We start from the raw sequence: 19,478 nt of genomic DNA, 5'->3' as shown, positions 1-19,478 counted from the left end.
GAACTTGGTCACATGTCGAAGTCGGGTTCATCCATCTGCAGGTCACGCACGGCGGTGGGCGTGTCCTGGGTCTTGGAAAGAGTCCAGCTTATTCGGGCGGCATACTCCATAACCCGGCCGGATAGAACGATTTGTTTCGTCGCACGCGGTTTTATGCGGTCTTTTTCCAGATAAACCGAGGGTTCCAGGCTGATTCCATGGCTGCCGTTTTGCCGGAAGACCCAGATTTCACCGCTGCGCAGCGCCAGCGAAACCGCTTTGCCCCCCATATCAAGCGCCGCATCCACGTCAGGGTGCAGGTGAAAACGCAGCTGAAACCGGATGCCCTGCAGTTTGACCTGATCCATGGCGGCGTCGAATTTCTGTTTGTCCGGGTCGGTCAGGGTCATCAGCGTGTCTTCGCCAATCAGCACCCGCCCGTCCTGGCTGAGATCAAGTTCGCGCACATGGGTCAGCCCGTGGCTTTCGCGATAACCATCATGGCCGCCGTGGAAATGGATGTTTTCCAGGCCGGAACTGCTTTCCAGCAGCACATCTTTTGCGCCCTGCGTCAGCAATTCGCGCTTTTGCCCGCCGATATAACCTGCGGTGCCGAGTCGGGCGGAGGAATAACCTTCGATACCCAGGGTGGAATGGGATGGGGTGGCCCGCCCGGCGCGCTGCCAGTCTTCGCCAAATCCGGCCCCGCAGCCGCAGTTCACGATCAGCGGTCTGCGCCCGGAAGTCAGTTCCATCGCGAAGGTAGACGCATGGGCATTGGCGGAAAATTCGCCTTTGGGCGGGGCGCTTGCATCAATCACAATGCTCGTACGTCCGGCCTGAAGCCGGGCAAACCCCATGGACAGACCTTTGCGGGTCTTCGCGCGGATGCCGGAGGCCGCCAGCGCATGGTCAAGCCGCCCTTCTGTGCCGCGCCCGCCGCTGTGAAAACGCGCAAGTCCGCCATCCGCATGGCGCAGGCTGCGCAGGGTTGGGGCGATGCGATCAATCGCGGCTTTATGGGCCTCAGGTGCCATGCGCCCGGCTTCGGCCAGGGCCGCTGCGGCCCATGTCAGCAGGGTGAAGACTTCAAGCAGTTCTTCGGGGCTTCGTGTGGGAATGCCGCCCTGATCATCAATTTGCGCAGTGCATTCTTTTGCCAGGGCATCCATGGCAGGTTTCACCAGATGATCCATGCCGCTCAGGGCGAGGCCCGCGTAAATCAGCCCTGTCAGGGCCTCAAAACGGGGCAGGCCGGGGCTTGCGACTTTCCAGCGTTTGGACAGGAAAGACACCTGCTGGCCCATGCTGGCAAAGAAACGATCCGAATCTTCCGAGGGCAGGTTGTTCAGAAGAAACAGCGCGTGGTTGATCCAGCGGATAACGCGCCGTCCGGTCAGATCGGGTGTCCAGCCCGCGCCGGAGCCACTGCCGTATCGCTCAATCCAGGCCATCAGCCAGGCCTGGGCTTTCTGGCGGGATTTCAGATCACCGACCGCGGCCAGATCGTCCAGCCATGTGAAACCGTTCAGGGTTTCTTCAAAGGCGCGCGAGGGCATGTCGATATCCCAGATCAGGGTATCGCGGGCCTCAGCCAGGTGACCGGCAAACAGGAAGTTCCCGGCGCAAAGCTGCCGGCCTTTGGCGAAGGATCCCAGGGTGCGCGGTTCCGGCTGCGACACAAAGCCGGTCGCAGGCTGTGCACGACGGGCACGCCGCGCCTGAAGCCGGTTTGTGAGCCGTGCGATTTTTGCGCTGATGGTTTCTTCTCGTGCCACGCTGTGCCTGTTGCCCTGTCTGCTTATCCAGATTCTGTTCTGGTGGTTCATACAAACATAAACTGTGCGCCGGGGCGCTGTCACCGTGAAAAAATGTCAGGTCTTACGCATAAGCGCCATATAGAACCCATCCATGCCACCCTGATCCGCCAGATAATCCGGACGCAGGCGAATGCCGCCTTCCGGTTTGATCCATGCTGGATCGATAAACGGCAGGTTGGGTTGGATGATTTCAAGGTTATCATGCCGTTTCAGCGCGTCTTCTGCCTGAATTTCACCTTCATCCGGCAGAAGCGAACAGGTGCAGAAAACCAGACGCCCGCCAGGGGCAAGCAATGTCAGGGCGTGGTCAATCATACGTTCCTGAAGTTCAAAGAGGCCCGGAAAATCGGATCCGTCTTTGGCACGCGCCAGATCCGGGTGGCGGCGCATGGTGCCAGTGGCAGAACAAGGCGCGTCCAGCAGGATGGCATCATATTGCCCCTGATGTTCCAGCGCGTCCCCTGTGACAAGCTTTGCCTTCAACCCGGTGCGGTTCAGGTTTTCCTGTACCCGTGCCATACGTTTCTCTGATAGATCCAATGCGGTGACATCTGCGCCAAGCGCTGCCATCTGCATGGTTTTCCCGCCAGGAGCGGCGCAAAGATCCAGGGCAGTTTCACCAGGTTTCAGATCAAGCAGCTGCACGGGCAGGGAGGCGGCCATATCCTGCACCCACCAGTCGCCTTCTTTAAAGCCGGGCAATTTGCTGACCTGACCAAATTCACGCAGGCGGACAGACCCACCAGGCATGACTTCGCCACCAAGCTTTTCAGCCAGCGCCTGGCTGTCACCATTCTTCACGGTCAGATCCAGAGGGGGCTGCATGGCCTGAACTTCTTCCATCGCAACGACGGTGGCCTTACCATAATCATCGCCCAGCGGTTTGCGCAGCCATTTCGGCAGTTGCGGGGCAGGCAGGCTGCGCCATTTGCCACGGCCCTCGCCACCCACTTTGCGCAGGGTCGCGTTGATCAGGCCTTTGAAATGTTTTGTGCTTTTGTGTTTCTGGGCCAGAGACACCATGGCGTTCACAACCCCATGGGCTGCAGCGCCTTCTTCGCAGATTTCAACCGTGCCAAGACGCAGTAGAACCATGGCTTCAGCCGGGGGCATTTTGCGCAGATACCGGCCCAACAAGCGATCTGCCCGGTCCTGCCAGCGCAAGGTTGTGACGGCCAGGCGTTGTGCGCGGGCAAGTTCCGCCGGATCGGACAATTTCGGTGCGGGCAATTCTGATAACAGACGCCCATCCACAAGAACCCCGCGCAAAAGCGCTGCTGCTGCCTGTCGTGCTGCCAGTCCCTGTTCCACCATATCCGTGTCCTTTGCTTGCCCGTAAGGTCTGTTTCCCTATATGACAGAGGCGAACACCACAAGCTGCACAAAGGTTTGCGCTATGTCTGAACCTCAGGAATTTGATCTGTCCACCCCCGCAGGCCGTGCGCTGGCAGAGGCTGCTGCCCGCAAAAAGGCCGCAAAGGATGACGCGTTGCCGGTGGAGTTGGGCGGGCGCGAAGGGCCAGAGCCCGTGCGCTATGGCGATTGGGAGAAAAAAGGGATCGCGGTCGATTTTTGACCTGGTAGTATTATGATTATTGAAATTCGCAGATACACACTGAAACCTGGCAAGCGCGAAGATTTCATTCACTTCTTTGAAACAGTGAACCGTCAGGCTTTGCGCGATGCAGGTATGCGGGTCTTTGGCCCGATGCGGGATGAAGAAAACCCGGATGTTGTGCACTGGATGCGGGCTTTTGACACGGAAGAGGCCCGCGAACGTATTAAAAACGATTTTTATGACGGGCCGGTCTGGGCTGAAAAAGTCGAACCCTTCGCGATGCCGATGATTGAAACATTTGAAGCATCCGTCACCAGCACCACAGAAGGGTTTGAAAATTTCAGTGGTTTGCCGACGCTCTGATCAGAGCCGGAACTGATAACTTGCGGGAACATAGCGGAACCCGCTGTCCCGGCGTTCCACATATCCAAGTGCCGGGAAGGGCATGTGATAGCCGATAAAGGGTATCCGGTCGCTGGCCAGCATATCCAGCAGCCTGCGCCGGGTGGCAGCGGCAGCGGTTTTGTCCATGTCAAAGCGCACTTCCCAATCGGGGTATCCCAGTGACCAGACATAATGGTTCGCCGTATCCCCGAACAGCAGCACAGATTGCCCCTGGCTTTCGATCATAAACGCCATATGGCCCGGGGTGTGCCCGAATGCCGCCACAGCGGTGATCCCCGGGGCGACGGATCCGCCATCATTAAGGAAGCTCATCTTTTCGGCCAGCGGGTGCACGTTGCTTTCAAATGCCGCGTCTTCCGCGCCATTCCAGTGGTTGTATTCGACCGATCCCGTGACATAGCGCGCATTGGGGAAGGTCGGGGTTCCATCGGCCATTAACCCGCCGATGTGGTCAAAATGCATATGGGTGATGACAACCACATTAATTTGTTCCGCTGTGTAGCCAGAGGCATTCAGGGCCTGAATAAGTTGTGCTGCGTTCAGGCCGGTATCAAAGAGGATCAGTTCCTGGCCCGTGTTCACAAGGGTTGGGGTGAAGTAGAATTCGGTCTGATCGGCGGGAATGAAATTGCGTGCGGACACATCCGCAAATTCCTCTGAACTGACATTTGTGCCGAAGATGCCCTGCGCATCGCCCGCAACGGTTGTTCCGGCAAGCAGTGTTGTGATTTCAAAATCACCCAGCGTGAAGCGTGAGAAAGCCGGGGTATACGCCCCCTGCATTTCAGCCGCAGCAAGGGCTGGCGTGGCCGAGGCAGCCGCAAGTGGCAGTGATGCCCCGGTGATCAGCGCCTGGCGGCGCGTCAGTAGAATATCGGATTTCATGTTCTTCTCCCCCTGGTGTTTTCGGAAGCTTAGACCTTGCGGGCCGTTGCTTCCAAATCACGAAGGAGAGAGGGGGGCTTAATTTAGCCCAAGCACGTCCAGCATGTCATAGGCGCCCGGTTTTTGATCCAGTCCCCAAAGAACAGCTCTTATCGCGCCGCGGGCGTAAATGCTGCGGTCACTTGCTGCGTGGCGCAGGGTGATACGTTCACCGGGACCCGCAAACAGAACATCATGTTCGCCAATGATGTCGCCGCCACGGATGTTGGAAAATCCGATGTGGCCGCGTTCACGCTTGCCTGTAATGCCATGGCGGGCGTTGTCGGACACCTCTTGCAGATCAACACCACGACCTTCGGCCGCAGCTTCGCCCAGCATAAGGGCGGTGCCGGAGGGGGCGTCGACTTTCTGATTGTGGTGGGCTTCGATCACTTCAATGTCGAAATCCTCATCCAAAGCAGCGGCAACTTTCTTTGTCAGCTGTACCAGCAGATTGACACCCAGGCTCATGTTGCCGGCGCGGACAATGCGCGCATGCAGGGCGGCGAAACCAAGACGTTCAATGTGATGATCTTCAAAGCCGGTGGTGCCGATCACATGCACAGCACGGGCCTGCGCGGCAAGATCCGCAAAAGCGACAGAAGCATCGGGGGATGTGAAATCAATCACTGCCTGGGCTTTGGAGAAGGCTTCAAGCGCATCGTCCGTCACCGCAACGCCAAGCGCCGCACCGCCCATGGCTTCGCCCACATCACGACCGATCCAATCGTGGCCGGGACGTTCCAGCGCGCCGACAAGACGCAGCTTATCGCTGGCGGAAATCGATTTGATCAGCATCTGGCCCATACGGCCGGACGCCCCTGTAATCACCACACCGGGAAGATCTGTCATCTTGCGCACTCCATTTTCCTTAACAGCAGGCAATAGCCTGATCCTGCCTCTGTGAAAACCCCTGCTTGCACCGCCGCGCGCACGCATTTACACGGGGTATATGGCAAAGAATTCACATAACGCCGGGCGTGGCCCGTCACAGCGGCAGCTTCGCGTCGGCGAACTGATCCGTCGCAATCTGTCCGAAATCCTGATGCGTGGGGATATCCACGATCCGGACCTGAACCGTATTTCGATCACCGTGGGCGAGGTGCGCTGCACCCCCGACCTGCATATCGCAACCGCTTTTATCCTGCCTCTTGGTGGCGAAGGTGCGGAAGACGCCCTGTCGCTTTTACGCAAGAACCGCCATGAAATCCGCCGGATGATTGGGAAAAAGATGGCGCTGAAGCATACGCCGGAACTGCGCTATGAAATCGACATGACCTTTGATCAGATGGATGCAACCCGCCGTCTTCTGGACAATGATAAGGTAAAGCGCGATGTTGCCCTGCCTGATGAGGAAGGTGACATTTGAAAAAACTGATTGCCGCATATCTTTGCCTGTTTTCCCCTGCTTTTGCAGCGGGTGGCCCGTGTGAAGATGTGACCTGGCTTGATCAGTCTTACACCATTTGTGAGGTGCAGGCCGATGCGGACCTGCGCCTTTTTCATTCCGACGCTGATGGTGAAGTGATGGGGCATTTTTCCACCATCAATAATAAGCTGCCCGATGGACAGGCGCTTGGCTTTGCGATGAATGCGGGCATGTATCATGATGATTACAGCCCGGTTGGTCTTTATATTGAGGGCGGCGAGGAAAAATCTGCCCTGGCTTCCGGTGGTGGTTTTGGCAATTTCGGTCTGACGCCGAATGGGGTTTTCTGCATCAATGAGATGTTGAATGTCATTGAAACCAATACCTTCCGTGAAAATAACCTGAGCTGTGAATACGCAACGCAATCCGGCCCGATGCTGGTGATTGATGGGGCGTTGCATCCCCGCCTGCTGCCGGACGGGACGTCTAAACACATCCGCAACGGTGTGGGTACATCTGCCGACGGGCAACGCGCGGTGTTCGCGATTTCCAATGAACGTGTAAATTTCTACGATTTCGCAACGCTGTTCCGGGATTACCTGAACCTGCCCAACGCGCTTTACTTTGATGGTAAAGTCTCGCGGCTTTACAATGGAACCACCGGGCGATCTGATTTCGGTTTCTCGGTTGGTGCGATTGTCGGCACGGTTGTAAGCCCCTGAATGCTTGACGCAGAGGCCGCCGCCGGTTAGCAGGCGGTTTCCATAGGAAACAAAGGTCTGAACATGGCACGCAAGCGCAAAGGTCGCGATATTTCTGGCTGGCTGGTGATTGATAAACCGGCGGGCATTTCATCAAGCGCGGTGGTGAACAAAGTGCGCTGGGCGATGGATGCAAAGAAAGCTGGCCATGCAGGCACGCTTGATCCCGAAGCCACCGGTGTTCTGGCGATCGCGCTGGGCGAAGCGACCAAGACCGTGCCGTTTATCACCGATGCGCTGAAGGCTTACCGTTTTACGGTGCGTCTGGGGCAGGCGACCAACACGGATGACCAGGAAGGTGAAGTGATCGCTGAAAACGATCTGCGCCCGTCTGATGAGGATATTATCGCTGCACTGCCTGATTTTGTGGGCGACGTCATGCAGATCCCGCCAAAGTTTTCTGCGGTGAAAATCGACGGTCAGCGCGCTTATAAACTGGCGCGTGATGGCCAAGATGTTCAGATCGAAGCGCGTCCGCTTTATGTGGAAGAGCTGAAGTTTATTTCGCGCCCGGATGCAGACCATGTTGAACTGGAAATGACCTGTGGCAAAGGCGGTTATGTGCGTGCGATTGCCCGGGATCTGGGTGAAAAGCTGGGCTGTCTTGGCCATGTGCGCGAGCTGCGCCGCATCTGGTCTGGCCCGTTTGAAACTGTGGATGGCATCAGCATGGAAACCGTTGAAGAATTTGCCAAAACCGGCGAGCTTGACCAATACCTGCACCCGCTTGAAGCGGGCCTTGACGGCATCCCCGAAGTCACTGCGACGGCGGAAGGTGCGGTGAAAATGAAGAACGGGAATCCGGGGTTGGTTTTCAGCAGTGATGCGGAATATGGCGATGAGGCCTGGGCGTCTTTTGAGGGCAAGGCGGTGGCCGTCGGGGTTTATAAGGCTGGTGAATTGCACCCGAACAGGGTTTTCCTGCACTGACAGAATATAAAAAGGCCCGGGGATCGTCCCGGGCCTTTTTGTTTCATCAAAGTTATTAACTTTTAACCTTACCGGTCAGATGCATCCTCAGATGCCAGCTGGCCTGCGAACCATGCGGCGGCTACCGGGTTCACGCCGCCCTTGGAAGACAGGGTTGCACCGACAACAGGATTTGCTTGTGTCTCGATGCCAGTGCCAGCCTCAAGCGCCAGATCAGCAAAGATTTCAACGGCTTCTGCGGTGACGGGGCTTGAGCGTTCAACAACAACGCTCTCAATACCGGTGTTGTCCTGGGCGAAGTGGGCCTCAACATCTTTGGCACCCGCAAAAGCAGGAGCAGCAACAGTCAGGGCGAGGATGGATGCGATTACAGTTTTCATAGCGTTAACCTTTCAAGGGTCTGGGTGTTTCGAATTTTGGAGGAAGTCTTGTTGCTTCCGATGTGATTGATTTGGGGGTGCTTCAGATCACCTTCAAGACACAGAACCGTGAGGATTGCGTTTTTAATGTTCACACATGCACACCAATCTGTGAGCAGATGAAACAAGCCAAAACGCCAGAATATCATATGCACAATCCATGCACTTCCTATGCACATCTTATGCATATGGCGCGCACGATGCGGGCAAGGTGTTGTTAACTATTCATCCCGCCCGGGTTCATCCGGATTGTCGGAAAACAGGGCGATTTTATTGCCCTGGGGATCACGCAGGTAGGCGACAAAGAAATGGGGCCCGTAAGATGCCCGGAAATCAGGGGCACCGTCGTCTGAACCCCCGGCTGCTAGGGCGGCGGCGTGCAGGTCGCGCACGTTTGCCTGGCTGCCCGCATCAAACGCCACCATATTGCCGTTCCCGGCCATGGCGGGTTCGCCGTTGAACGGGGCTTTGACGTAAAAGTCGGGATGCACGGGGCGCGTGCCTGGTTCCACCGGAAGAATGTAGCTGAGATCACCTTGGTATCTTTCCAGCCGATACCCAAGCGCGGGCAGGACGGCGGAATAGAAACGTTCCGCAAGGGCGATGTCGTTCACACCGACGGTGACATAGGCGATCATGCGGGGCGCTCCTTATGCAATCAGGTGTTTATCACATGGTTCCCGGTTGTCCGCCAGATTTCTGTCATGTTCCGGGGCCGGAATTGATCCCGTGGGAAAGAAATCTTGCACTTTTCAGACCGACACGCGAAACAGAGCTATGATCACTAGAGAATTCCTGAAAGGCGATGCGGCCTCGGTTGCGATATATTCCGATTGCGAGCGATATCGCTATGCGCTGACACGTGTCTGGGATGAAACCGCGCCGCGCCTGACCTATGTGATGCTGAACCCGTCCACTGCGACAGAGGTTCAGAATGACCCGACGATTGAGCGTTGCGAACGCCGGGGGCGGGCGCTGGGGTATGGCGGAATAAAGATTACCAACATTTTTGCCTGGCGCGATACGGATCCGAAAAACCTGAAGAAGGCGAAGCATCCGGTCGGGCCTGAGAATGACGCATTGGTTGCAGCGGCGGCCCAGTGGGCGGATCTGACGTTATGTGGCTGGGGCGCGCATGGGGCGCATCAGGGACGCGGGGCAGAGATTGCGGCAGTTTTACGCGCAACCGGGCGGCCCCTGTCGACTTTGGGCGTGTCCAAAGCTGGTCATCCGCGCCATCCGCTTTATATTTCATATCAGACACAACCCACGCCCTGGGATGGGGTGATACGACCTGAGGAGCGGTGATGAGCGAGACGGATATGGATGTTGAGGCGCAGCCCGTTGTTGCCCCGGTCGAAGAATCACAGATGTCTGAAGAAATCGCGAAACTGCGCCGCGAGATGGAAACCCTGAATGCGCATCGTTTCGTAAGGCTGCACAATTCAATTCCCAAGCTAATTTTGTTTCAGCTTATGCGCGGAATGGCCTTTGGTCTGGGCACGCTTCTGGGGGCGACATTGCTTGTGTCCTGGATCGTTTATTCCCTGTCTTCTATAGACTTTATCCCGGTCATCGGGGAATGGGCGGCAGAGATCGTGGACGTGATTACGCAAAAAGCGCCGGACAGCTGAAATTTCTTATAAACGTTAACCCTTTGAAAATTCTGAGGTGGTATCAGAGGGTGCGTTTGTGCCCGCTGGATCTATTGTGCGGGCAATGATTGCGCGCGTAACAGATTTGACAGGTCATTCGTATGCTCGGACTTTTTTCACTGCTTGGGGCTTTGTTTGTAGGGTCGGCCGTTGGTCTTGCTGAAATTATGCCGGACAATGACAATGCAGATGAAGAAGGCGTGAACACAGGCGGTGATGATACGGGTACCGGCACAACCGGCGACCTGCTTTCTGGCAATGATGACGCGAACACCCTGGTGGGAACTTCTGAGGATGATGACATCAGCGGGGCCGGTGGCGATGATCTTCTGAATGGGTATGACGGTGGCGATCAGATTTCCGGAGGCCTGGGGGATGACTGGGTTGATGGCGGTGATGGCGATGACATCATTACAGGTGACGAAGGTGATGATGAATTGCACGCAGGCGCAGGCGATGACGACGTGTCCGGTGGCGCAGGCGATGACGATGTTTATGGCGAAAATGGCGATGATTTTGTAAGCGGCGGTGATGGTGATGATTTCGTCGTTGGCGGTGATGGCGATGACGTGTTGTCCGGCGGGGCCGGGGCTGACGACCTTCAGGGGGGCGTTGGAAATGACATATTATCCGGTGGTGCCGGGGCCGATAGCCTGCAGGGCGGATTGGGCGATGATGTTCTGACCGGGCTGGTCGCTGACCCCGAAACCGGGGCGGATACCGATGACGGCGATTTTCTGAATGGTGGCGCGGGGGATGATCAGATTGTCCTGGGTGTTGGTGATATCGCCAGTGGCGGGGAAGGGGACGACAGCTTTACCCTTGGGGCCTGGAATTTGACGGATCAGGTTGATCCCGGGACGCGGATCATGGATTTCGATGCTGAAACGGATACGCTTGTGCTGATCTGGGATGAGGCGGTAAATGGTGTTCCGGAACTGACGGTTGAAAGTGATCCTGATGTTTCTGGTGCCAGTCAAATCCTTCTGAATGGCGAAGTTATAGCCTCGCTGGCCGGGGTTTCTGATCTGAATGCGGATCAGATTGTTATTCAGGCACCGGCATCCTGACGGCCTGGGCAAGCTTTCCCTTTTCTTTTGCGCTGAAATTCAGTAAACGCGCACATCCGGCAGATTCTAAGGAGTCTGGCGGTACCTCCATGGGCCTGAGCTGGACGACATCCCGGCCTGCGCCATTCTTTTAACTCTTATTAAGGAGACCCCGATGTCGATTACTGCTGAAGAAAAAGCACGCCTGATGAAAGAATTCGCAATCAAAGAAGGTGACACTGGTTCACCTGAAGTACAGGTTGCGATCTTGTCTTCCCGTATTGCGACGCTGACTGAGCACTTCAAAACCCATAAAAAAGACAACCACGGTCGCCGTGGTCTTCTGAAAATGGTTGCTCTGCGTCGTAAACTGCTGGACTACGCGCGCGCCAAAGACGAAGCACGCTACCAGGACCTGATCAAACGCCTGGGTCTGCGTCGCTAAGACATTCGATCTTTTCGATCAGAAACGCCTGTCCTCGCAAAAGGGCAGGCGTTTTTCGTTTCTGCGCAGGAATCCGGGTTGCGGGATTTTCAGAATTATGATTTGTTATATTATAACATTACATGCTCAGGAAATGCGCCATGTCCCCGACCCAGAAACCAGACATTCGTCTGCCCGTCACTGTTCTTTCCGGCTTTCTCGGGGCCGGGAAAACGACATTGCTGAACCGTGTGCTGAACAACCGTGATGGGCTGCGGGCGGCAGTGATCGTGAATGATATGTCTGAGGTCAACATCGATGCCGATCTTGTGCGCGAAGGCGGGGCGGAACTCAGCCATACAGATGAAACCCTGGTGGAAATGTCCAATGGTTGCATCTGTTGCACCCTGCGTGATGATCTGCTGCAAGAGGTCCGGCGCCTGGCCGGTGAGGGCCGCTTTGATTACCTGTTGATCGAATCCACCGGCATTGCCGAACCGCTGCCCGTGGCCGCGACCTTTGATTTCCGCGATGAAAATGGGGAAAGCCTGTCGGATGTGGCGCGGCTGGATACGATGGTGACGGTGGTGGATGCGGTCAACCTGATGCGCGATTTTTCCAGTCATGACTTCCTGTCCGATCATGGTGAGGTCGCGGGCGAAGGCGATGACCGTACGCTTGTAAATCTGCTGGTGGATCAGCTGGAATTTGCGGATGTGGTTGTGTTGAATAAAATCTCTGCTGCCAATCCCGGGCAGGTCGATGCAGCACGTAAAATCATCCGCAGTCTGAATGCAGACGCGAAGATTATTGAGGCGGATTATTCCGATGTGCCTGCGGGGGAGATCCTGAACACCGGGCTGTTTGATTTTGAAAAAGCCCATGAACATCCCATGTGGGCGAAGGAACTGTATGGTTTTGCCGATCACACGCCGGAGACCGATGAATATGGAATCACCTCGCATGTCTACCGCGCGCGGGCGCCCTTTGATCCGGTGAAAATCCATGCGTTTCTGAATGGTGACCTGCCCGGTGTGATCCGGGCAAAGGGGCATTTCTGGCTGGTGACGCGGCCGGAATGGGTGGCGGAATATTCGCTGGCGGGGGCGCTGTTATCGGTTGCGCCGCTGGGGACATGGTGGGCGTCAGTTCCGGCGGAACGCTGGCCAGATCATCCGTCGGCGCGAGACTATATGGCAAAGCACTGGTCCGAACCTTTCGGGGATCGCCGTCAGGAACTGGTGTTCATTGGCAGCGGCATTGATTGGCCATTGATCAAGACCGGATTGGATGCCTGTCTGATCCATGATGCCACGCCGGATCACTTTGATGCCTTTGCCGAGATGCCCGATCCGTTCCCGACCTGGCGACGGGCGGAACAGGCCGCATGAACAATCGCCAGAGAAGCGCGAACCGCGGCGCAACGCCCCTTCCTCTGCGCCGCCGCAAGACCGACCCGATGCGCGAATACGACCGCTTGCCGCCAGAACTGCGTGCCTGGATGCGCGCGGCCACATTGCCCTGGTCACCGCGATCTTGCCTGAAAATCTGGAAACAGGCCCGGGCAAAAGGGGAAGAAGCCGGGGTGATCATCGGACGTCTGGAACGGGCGGAGCGGCGGACGCTGGAAAAAGCAGCTTAACGGGCTATTCTACGACTTCCACCTTGCTGCGCAGGCTTTCGACATGATCCGTTACATCCTGATATTCCAACATCCCCTGCATTGCGCGGATCTGTTCCGGGACATTGTCAAAATCAAACCGATAACCATTGTAAAAAGATGAATTCAGAAGGCCGGGCCACCAGGACATGTGATAGCGAACGGAGATAATTTCATCTTCTGATGAAGCTGCGGGCGTCTGATACCGCATGTGAATAAAGCAACTATATTCTTCCGTAGGATCAGAGGAGAACTGACCATCGCACGTCATCCAATGTGGTGAAAGATCCAGATCATCAGGGCCGACAAAGACATAGCGGGCATTGTTTGGCCTGCGTCCGGCATCAAAGGCTGCCTGTGCATTTTCAAGTGTATGTGGAAAATGAGCGGCGATCTGAATCGTATATTCCGCCTCGCCGAACCGGACACGTCCGATTTCGACTTCATATTCCTCCGCCCACCAGGACCATTCGGGCAATGTCTTGATGATCATGCCGCCATAGTTAATCCCGGGCCAGTGTGCCGCAAGAAATGCATCAAGATTGGGGTCCCCCTCCTGAGACCAGGAAACGCCATTTGGCTCAGGCCCCAGAGGTATGCTGCAAACACGAAAATATCGCTGGCCGAGCCTGGCAATGTACCCATTGGGATGGCCTTGAATTGACGGATATTCTGAGCTGCGCTTCACGCAAAAAGGTGTTTCTGTATCAAGCGGATCCCTCTGCGCCTGGGCATCTGTGGTCAGAAGGGCGGTCAGTGCTATGGTCAACAGAAGTAATCTGATCATGGGAAAATCCGGACTATCAAATATGTGATCGTAACCTGGTCCAACGGCTGTGGTCTTGCAATCGGAATGCTGCATATGCAGGCTGATTACAGTTTCCCTTCCCAAACGCCCATTTTTCCTGTATGGCCCGGCCATCTGTGACGTGACGCCCTGGCCCGGGCGCACGCAATGAGGATTGGGCCGGTGGCAATGCGGCCACCATTATAACGGGAGACCCGGAGGGCCGGGCATGCTCCCTATCAGGAAACGATGATGTTTAACGAAACAAAAAAATCGATAGAGTGGGGCGAAGAAACGCTGTCACTCGAAACTGGCAAAGTTGCACGTCAGGCTGACGGCACAGTGATTGCCACGCTTGGTGAAACTTCTGTCATGGCAAACGTGACTTTCGCTAAGGCACAAAAGCCTGGTCAGGATTTCTTCCCACTGACCGTGCACTACAACGAAAAATACTACGCAGCTGGTAAGATCCCTGGTGGGTTCTTTAAGCGCGAAGCACGCCCGACTGAAAAAGAAACCCTGACAAGCCGCCTGATCGACCGTCCGATCCGCCCGCTGTTTGTGGAAGGCTTCAAAAACGAAGTTCTGGTCATCTGTACCGTTCTGTCCCACGACCTGGTGAACGACCCTGACGTTGTTGCGATGATCGCGGCGTCTGCGGCTCTGACCCTGTCCGGTGCGCCATTCATGGGCCCAATCGGTGCGGCACGTGTTGGTTTTGAAGATGGTGAATACATCCTGAACCCAACCATCGACGACATGCAGGACCTGCGCAACAACCCTGATCAACGCCTTGATCTGGTTGTGGCTGGTACCAAAGATGCTGTGATGATGGTTGAATCCGAAGCATATGAACTGTCCGAAGCAGAAATGCTGGGTGCGGTGAAATTTGCGCATGAATCATTCCAGCCTGTTATCGACCTGATCATTGATCTGGCCGAAGATGCTGCGAAAGAACCATTTGACTTTGCAGCACCTGACTATTCCGAACTGTCCGCTGCTGTAAAAGCTGCTGGTGAAGACGCAATGCGCGCTGCTTTTGCAAACACTGACAAGCAAGAACGTGTTGCTGCTGTTGCGGCCGCCCGCACAACCATCACTGATGCTCTGACCGACGAACAGCTGGCTGATGAGAACCTCGGTTCCGCAATGAAAAAGCTGGAAAGCTCTATCCTGCGCGGTGACGTTGTTAAAACCGGCAAGCGTATCGATGGTCGTGACACAACAACTGTGCGTCCGATCGTTTCCGAGACTGGCCTGCTGCCACGTACCCACGGTTCTGCCCTGTTCACACGCGGCGAAACACAGGGTCTGGTTGTGACCACTCTGGGCACCGGCGACGACGAGCAGATGATCGACGCGCTGCACGGCACGTATAAATCAAACTTCATGCTGCATTATAACTTCCCTCCCTATTCTGTGGGTGAAGTTGGCCGCTTTGGTTTCACCGGTCGCCGCGAAATCGGTCACGGTAAACTGGCATGGCGTGCGCTTCAGGCTGTTCTGCCTGCTGCAACTGATTTCCCATACACCGTGCGCGTTGTATCTGAGATCACTGAATCCAACGGTTCTTCTTCCATGGCGTCTGTCTGTGGTGGTTCCCTGTCCATGATGGACGCGGGTGTACCTCTGAAAGCACCAGTTGCTGGTATCGCCATGGGTCTGATCCTGGAAGATGCAGACAACTACGCAATCCTGACCGACATCCTGGGTGACGAAGATCACCTCGGCGACATGGATTTCAAAGTTGCGGGTACCGAAAACGGCATCACATCTTTGCAGATGGACATCAAGATTGCAGGCATTACACCTGAAATCATGGAAAAAGCCCTGGCACAGGCAAAAGACGCCCGTGTGCATATCCTCGGTGAGATGGGCAAAGCCCTGACCGGTGCTTCTGAATTCTCAGTACACGCACCACGCATCGAAACCATGCAGGTTCCAACCGACAAGATCCGTGAAGTTATCGGTTCCGGCGGTAAAGTGATCCGTGAAATCGTTGAAGTGTCCGGCGCGAAAGTCGACATCAATGATGACGGCGTGATCAAGATTGCATCCCCGAATGGCGAAGCAATCAAGAAAGCCTATGACATGATCCATTCCATCGTGGCTGAGCCTGAAGAAGGCCAGGTTTACGACGGTAAGGTTGTGAAGATCGTAGACTTCGGTGCCTTCGTGAACTTCTTCGGTAAACGTGACGGCCTTGTGCACGTCTCCCAAATCGAAAACCGCCGCCTGAACCATCCATCCGACGTTCTTAAAGAAGGTCAGGACGTGAAGGTTAAGCTGCTGGGCTTTGATGACCGCGGTAAAGTGCGCCTGTCCATGAAAGTTGTGGACCAGGAAACCGGCGAAGAAGTTGTCGCTGAGAAAAAAGAGAAGAAAGAAGACTGATACAGTCTGACATCTGATTTAGGGGCCCTGGTGGAAACACCGGGGCCTTTTCCTTTGTGCAATGCTGCCAAAAGCGTCGGATTATTCCCCGTTTTTTACCCAGGCCCTTCCTGCATGCTGTGTGTCATGCTCCCGAACTGCGGGATTGATTGGAAGGTAATCGGTATGAATAAACAAATTGCAGAATTCATCGGCACGTTCACCCTTGTGCTTTTGGGCTGTGGCTCTGCTGTTCTGGCGGGCGACGCGATTGGTCAGGTGGGCATCAGTTTTGCCTTTGGTCTGGCGCTGATCGGCATGGCCTATGGTATTGGTCCGGTTTCCGGCTGCCACATCAACCCGGCGGTTTCTATCGGTGCGGTTGCTGCGGGTCGTATGGAAAAAGCAGAAGCGATCAAATACATCATCGCACAGGTTGCGGGCGCGGTTGCGGCGGCCTTCGTTCTGAAAATTATCGCCCTTGGTGGTGCTGGCTACGAAGGTGGTCTGGGTCAGAATGGCTGGGGTACGGGTTACCTTGGTGAATATAACTTCTTCTCAGCTTTCATCTTTGAAGTTGTTGCGACCTTCCTGTTTGTTGTCGTGATCCTCGGATCCACCGGCAAAGGGGCACCTGCGGCGATGGCGGGCCTTGTGATTGGTCTGACTCTGGTTGTGATCCACCTGGTTGGTATTCAGATCACCGGCGTTTCCGTGAACCCGGCCCGTTCCTTTGGCCCGGCCCTGTTCGCGCTGGATGGCAAAGCCCTGTTGCAGCTGCCGATGTTCATCATCGCACCTGTCATCGGTGGTATCGCTGCCGGTCTGCTGTTCAAATCCGGCCTGCTCGATGCACCTGAGGCGATTGAAGAAGCCCCGGCATCTGACGACACCGAGGCTGAAGCTTAAACGTCATGGCTGGCCTGCGGTTGCAGGCTGTCACCACGAGAGAGTCGTCCTGGGGAATCAGGACGGCTCTTTTGTTTTGCGCAGGTAAGGGAAGATGGTTTCAAATTCACCAAACTTCGCTTTTGCATCCTCATTGGACACGGTTGGGGGGATGATCACATCTTCACCGGAAACCCAGTTCGCCGGTGTTGCAACGCCCTTGCCCAGGCTGGTTTGCAGGGCTTCCAGTGCGCGGACGATTTCCGCAAAGTTACGGCCAACGGTCATCGGATAGGTCATGGACAGCTTCAACTGTTTGTCCGGCCCGATGATGAACACGGAACGCACGGTGGCGCTGTCTGCGGGGGTGCGCCCGTCTGGCAAATACGCCTCTGCTGGCAGCATGTCGAAGGCTTTGGACACAGCCAGGCCTTCATCCGCGATGATCGGGAAGCCGACAGAAGCTTTGGCATAGCTTTCAATATCGCCAATCCATTTTTTGTGGTCATCCACGCCATCGACAGACACGCCGATCACTTTGGTGCCAAGACGCGCCCACTCATCCGCCAGCTGTGCCACGGCGCCAAATTCTGTGGTGCAGACGGGGGTGAAATCTTTCGGGTGTGAAAACAGGATCGCCCAGCTGTCGCCGATCCAGTCGTGAAAGCTGATCTCGCCTTCGCTGGTCTGTGCGGTAAAATCAGGTACTACATCATTAATGCGCAATCCCATGGGGTACTCCTTCTTGGTTATACCGGTTTTTGCCGGCCTCTCTATTACTATAGGTACGCGCATCTCTGGTTTCCACTGTGCAAAATCGCGCGCATTAATGTCGCGTTCCGGCTTGCTATGAATTTGATCAAATGCAAGGGTGACGCAAATCTTCAATGGAGTCTGTCCCATGCTCGAAAAACGTGATTTCTATATCGATGGTGCCTGGGTGGCACCTGCTGCTGCCAATGACTGCGAGGTGATCGACCCGTCCACAGAAGAAGTCTGTGCGGTGATTTCCCTTGGCGACCAGGCAGATACGGATGCTGCCGTTGCTGCGGCCAAAGCGGCCTTCCCGGCCTGGTCCACCACGTCCAAAGATGAACGTATGGCAGTGCTGAAACGCCTGCTGGACGAATATAACAAGCGCGCTGATGACATGGCCCAGGCGATTTCTATGGAAATGGGTGCGCCTATTAATCTTGCGCGCAATTCCCAGACAGGTGCCGGGTCCTGGCATCTGGAAGGTTTCATTGATGCCTTTGAGAGCTTTGAATTTGAGAGCATGCTGCGCCCGGATGCGCCGAGTGACCGTATCCTGCGCGAGGCGATTGGTGTTTGTGCCCTGATCACGCCCTGGAACTGGCCAATGAACCAGGTGATGTTGAAGGTTGCCGGCGCATTGGCGGCAGGCTGCACCATGGTTCTGAAACCATCCGAGGTAGCGCCACTGTCTTCGATCGTTTTCACAGAGATCATGGATGCGGTTGGCCTGCCTGCCGGTGTGTACAACATGGTAAACGGCGATGGTATGGGCGTTGGGTCCCAGCTGTCTGTGCATCCTGATGTGGATATGGTGTCCTTCACCGGGTCTACACGCGCGGGCACTGCGATCACCAAAGCATCTGCCGATACCATCAAACGCGTTGCCCTTGAACTGGGTGGCAAAGGCGCAAATGTAATCTTTGCCGATGCGGATGAAAAAGCCGTGAAACGTGGTGTTCTGCATATGATGAACAACACCGGTCAAAGCTGTAACGCGCCATCGCGCATGCTGGTGGAGCGGTCTTACTATGATCAGGCTGTTGAGATCGCGACAGAAACTGCGAATAAAGTGACCGTTGGTCTGGCGTCTGAAGAAGGCCGCCACATCGGACCGGTTGTGTCTGAAGTGCAGTTCAACAAGATCCAGGATCTGATTCAGCAGGGTATTGATGAAGGTGCGCGTCTGGTTGCCGGTGGTACTGGTCGCCCGGAAGGTCTGAACCGGGGTTACTTTGTGCGCCCGACTGTATTTGCTGATGTGAATAACGATATGATCATCGCGCGCGAAGAAATCTTTGGCCCGGTTATGGCAATGATTCCCTTTGACGGTGAAGAAGAAGCCATCGAAATCGCCAATGATACTGTTTACGGTCTGACCAACTATGTGCAGACCCAGGACAAGGATCGCGCCCGTCGTGTGGCCCGTGCGATGCGGTCCGGCATGGTGGAGATCAACGGCCAGGGTCGTGCCCAGGGTGCGCCATTTGGTGGCTATAAACAATCCGGGATTGGCCGGGAAGGTGGCCACTGGGGGATCGAAGATTTCCTCGAAACCAAGTCCATTTCCGGCTGGGAAGAGTAAGAAAACGGGTTGATGATGAAGCGAAGAGAAATTCTAGTTTTCTAGTTTTCTAGTTTTCTAGTTTTCGCACGCACACATCGCCTGAAACAAAAACGCCCGCGATCTTTGCGGGCGTTTTCTTTTGAGTACTTCAGGAAAG

22 protein-coding genes are annotated in these 19,478 nt (G+C 55.6%); 14 read left to right on the top strand and 8 right to left on the bottom strand.

Annotated features, from left to right (window positions below):
• Positions 1-8: 8 nt before the first annotated feature.
• Positions 9-1,757: a heparinase II/III family protein gene (locus H1D41_RS09070; protein WP_228848600.1), complete on the bottom strand. Its 1,749-nt coding sequence runs from the start codon at positions 1,755-1,757 to the stop codon at positions 9-11.
• Between the two features lie 96 nt (positions 1,758-1,853).
• A complete protein-coding gene (locus H1D41_RS09065; protein ID WP_228848599.1) occupies positions 1,854-3,113 on the bottom strand; it encodes an RsmB/NOP family class I SAM-dependent RNA methyltransferase in 1,260 nt (419 codons plus the stop codon).
• Between the two features lie 82 nt (positions 3,114-3,195).
• Here H1D41_RS09065 and H1D41_RS09060 point away from each other — a divergent pair, with 82 nt between their 5' ends.
• Both H1D41_RS09060 and H1D41_RS09055 read left to right on the top strand, forming a co-directional pair.
• Positions 3,196-3,375, top strand: a complete 180-nt coding sequence (locus H1D41_RS09060; RefSeq protein WP_228848598.1) for a DUF1674 domain-containing protein — start codon at positions 3,196-3,198, stop codon at positions 3,373-3,375.
• A 12-nt stretch (positions 3,376-3,387) separates the two neighbouring features.
• On the top strand, positions 3,388-3,720 hold the full coding sequence (locus tag H1D41_RS09055) for a putative quinol monooxygenase (RefSeq protein WP_228848597.1): 333 nt from the start codon (positions 3,388-3,390) through the stop codon (positions 3,718-3,720).
• Here the strand turns inward: H1D41_RS09055 and H1D41_RS09050 are convergent, their stop codons facing one another.
• Together H1D41_RS09050 and dapB are read right to left on the bottom strand one after the other, a co-directional pair.
• Positions 3,721-4,647 (bottom strand): MBL fold metallo-hydrolase, encoded by a 927-nt coding sequence (locus H1D41_RS09050; RefSeq protein WP_228848596.1) that lies wholly within the window; start codon positions 4,645-4,647, stop codon positions 3,721-3,723.
• A gap of 78 nt (positions 4,648-4,725) precedes the next feature.
• Positions 4,726-5,538 (bottom strand): 4-hydroxy-tetrahydrodipicolinate reductase, encoded by an 813-nt coding sequence (gene dapB / locus H1D41_RS09045; protein WP_228848595.1) that lies wholly within the window; start codon positions 5,536-5,538, stop codon positions 4,726-4,728.
• A gap of 100 nt (positions 5,539-5,638) precedes the next feature.
• Between dapB and rbfA the strand changes: the two genes are divergently transcribed.
• From rbfA to truB, 3 genes are all read left to right on the top strand, one after another.
• Positions 5,639-6,055, top strand: a complete 417-nt coding sequence (gene rbfA, locus H1D41_RS09040; RefSeq protein ID WP_228848594.1) for a 30S ribosome-binding factor RbfA — start codon at positions 5,639-5,641, stop codon at positions 6,053-6,055.
• A complete protein-coding gene (locus H1D41_RS09035; RefSeq protein WP_228848593.1) occupies positions 6,052-6,777 on the top strand; it encodes a phosphodiester glycosidase family protein in 726 nt (241 codons plus the stop codon). The genes rbfA and H1D41_RS09035 overlap by 4 nt, the downstream gene beginning before the upstream one ends.
• Positions 6,778-6,840: 63 nt before the next feature.
• A complete protein-coding gene (truB, locus tag H1D41_RS09030; RefSeq protein WP_228848592.1) occupies positions 6,841-7,746 on the top strand; it encodes a tRNA pseudouridine(55) synthase TruB in 906 nt (301 codons plus the stop codon).
• A 68-nt stretch (positions 7,747-7,814) separates the two neighbouring features.
• Here the strand turns inward: truB and H1D41_RS09025 are convergent, their stop codons facing one another.
• Both H1D41_RS09025 and H1D41_RS09020 read right to left on the bottom strand, forming a co-directional pair.
• Positions 7,815-8,126: a hypothetical protein gene (locus H1D41_RS09025; RefSeq protein WP_228848591.1), complete on the bottom strand. Its 312-nt coding sequence runs from the start codon at positions 8,124-8,126 to the stop codon at positions 7,815-7,817.
• A gap of 260 nt (positions 8,127-8,386) precedes the next feature.
• Positions 8,387-8,803, bottom strand: a complete 417-nt coding sequence (locus H1D41_RS09020; protein WP_228848590.1) for a VOC family protein — start codon at positions 8,801-8,803, stop codon at positions 8,387-8,389.
• Between the two features lie 139 nt (positions 8,804-8,942).
• Between H1D41_RS09020 and H1D41_RS09015 the strand changes: the two genes are divergently transcribed.
• From H1D41_RS09015 to H1D41_RS08990, 6 genes are all read left to right on the top strand, one after another.
• Entirely contained in the window at positions 8,943-9,473 is a 531-nt protein-coding gene (locus H1D41_RS09015) for a DUF1643 domain-containing protein (RefSeq protein WP_228848589.1), read from the top strand.
• On the top strand, positions 9,473-9,799 hold the full coding sequence (locus H1D41_RS09010) for a DUF5665 domain-containing protein (RefSeq protein WP_228848588.1): 327 nt from the start codon (positions 9,473-9,475) through the stop codon (positions 9,797-9,799). Before H1D41_RS09015 ends, H1D41_RS09010 begins: the two co-directional genes overlap by 1 nt.
• A 122-nt stretch (positions 9,800-9,921) precedes the next feature.
• On the top strand, positions 9,922-10,890 hold the full coding sequence (locus H1D41_RS09005; RefSeq protein ID WP_228848587.1) for a calcium-binding protein: 969 nt from the start codon (positions 9,922-9,924) through the stop codon (positions 10,888-10,890).
• A 154-nt stretch (positions 10,891-11,044) separates the two neighbouring features.
• Entirely contained in the window at positions 11,045-11,314 is a 270-nt protein-coding gene (gene rpsO, locus H1D41_RS09000) for a 30S ribosomal protein S15 (protein WP_107496666.1), read from the top strand.
• 140 nt (positions 11,315-11,454) lie between these two features.
• A complete protein-coding gene (locus H1D41_RS08995; RefSeq protein ID WP_228848586.1) occupies positions 11,455-12,684 on the top strand; it encodes a GTP-binding protein in 1,230 nt (409 codons plus the stop codon).
• A complete protein-coding gene (locus H1D41_RS08990) occupies positions 12,681-12,935 on the top strand; it encodes a DUF6525 family protein (RefSeq protein ID WP_228848585.1) in 255 nt (84 codons plus the stop codon). Before H1D41_RS08995 ends, H1D41_RS08990 begins: the two co-directional genes overlap by 4 nt.
• Positions 12,936-12,939: 4 nt before the next feature.
• Here the strand turns inward: H1D41_RS08990 and H1D41_RS08985 are convergent, their stop codons facing one another.
• Positions 12,940-13,740, bottom strand: coding sequence for a hypothetical protein (locus H1D41_RS08985; protein WP_228848584.1), 801 nt, complete (start codon positions 13,738-13,740; stop codon positions 12,940-12,942).
• Positions 13,741-13,992: 252 nt separating this feature from the next.
• Between H1D41_RS08985 and pnp the strand changes: the two genes are divergently transcribed.
• Positions 13,993-16,134 carry a polyribonucleotide nucleotidyltransferase gene (gene pnp, locus H1D41_RS08980; RefSeq protein ID WP_228848583.1) on the top strand — a complete coding sequence of 714 codons (2,142 nt, stop codon included), beginning with the start codon at positions 13,993-13,995 and terminating at the stop codon, positions 16,132-16,134.
• 165 nt (positions 16,135-16,299) lie between these two features.
• Complete coding sequence (locus H1D41_RS08975; RefSeq protein WP_228848582.1) at positions 16,300-17,022, top strand: aquaporin; 723 nt, start codon at positions 16,300-16,302, stop codon at positions 17,020-17,022.
• Between the two features lie 57 nt (positions 17,023-17,079).
• Here H1D41_RS08975 and H1D41_RS08970 read toward each other — a convergent pair whose 3' ends face one another.
• Positions 17,080-17,733: a peroxiredoxin gene (locus H1D41_RS08970; protein ID WP_107496672.1), complete on the bottom strand. Its 654-nt coding sequence runs from the start codon at positions 17,731-17,733 to the stop codon at positions 17,080-17,082.
• A gap of 169 nt (positions 17,734-17,902) precedes the next feature.
• Here H1D41_RS08970 and H1D41_RS08965 point away from each other — a divergent pair, with 169 nt between their 5' ends.
• Positions 17,903-19,339: an aldehyde dehydrogenase family protein gene (locus H1D41_RS08965; protein ID WP_228848581.1), complete on the top strand. Its 1,437-nt coding sequence runs from the start codon at positions 17,903-17,905 to the stop codon at positions 19,337-19,339.
• Positions 19,340-19,478: the final 139 nt, after the last annotated feature.

The sequence above is a fragment of the Halocynthiibacter styelae genome, assembly GCF_016123485.1.
GTDB classification, from domain to species: domain Bacteria; phylum Pseudomonadota; class Alphaproteobacteria; order Rhodobacterales; family Rhodobacteraceae; genus Halocynthiibacter; species Halocynthiibacter styelae.
This window is presented reverse-complemented; position numbering and strand designations above follow the sequence as displayed.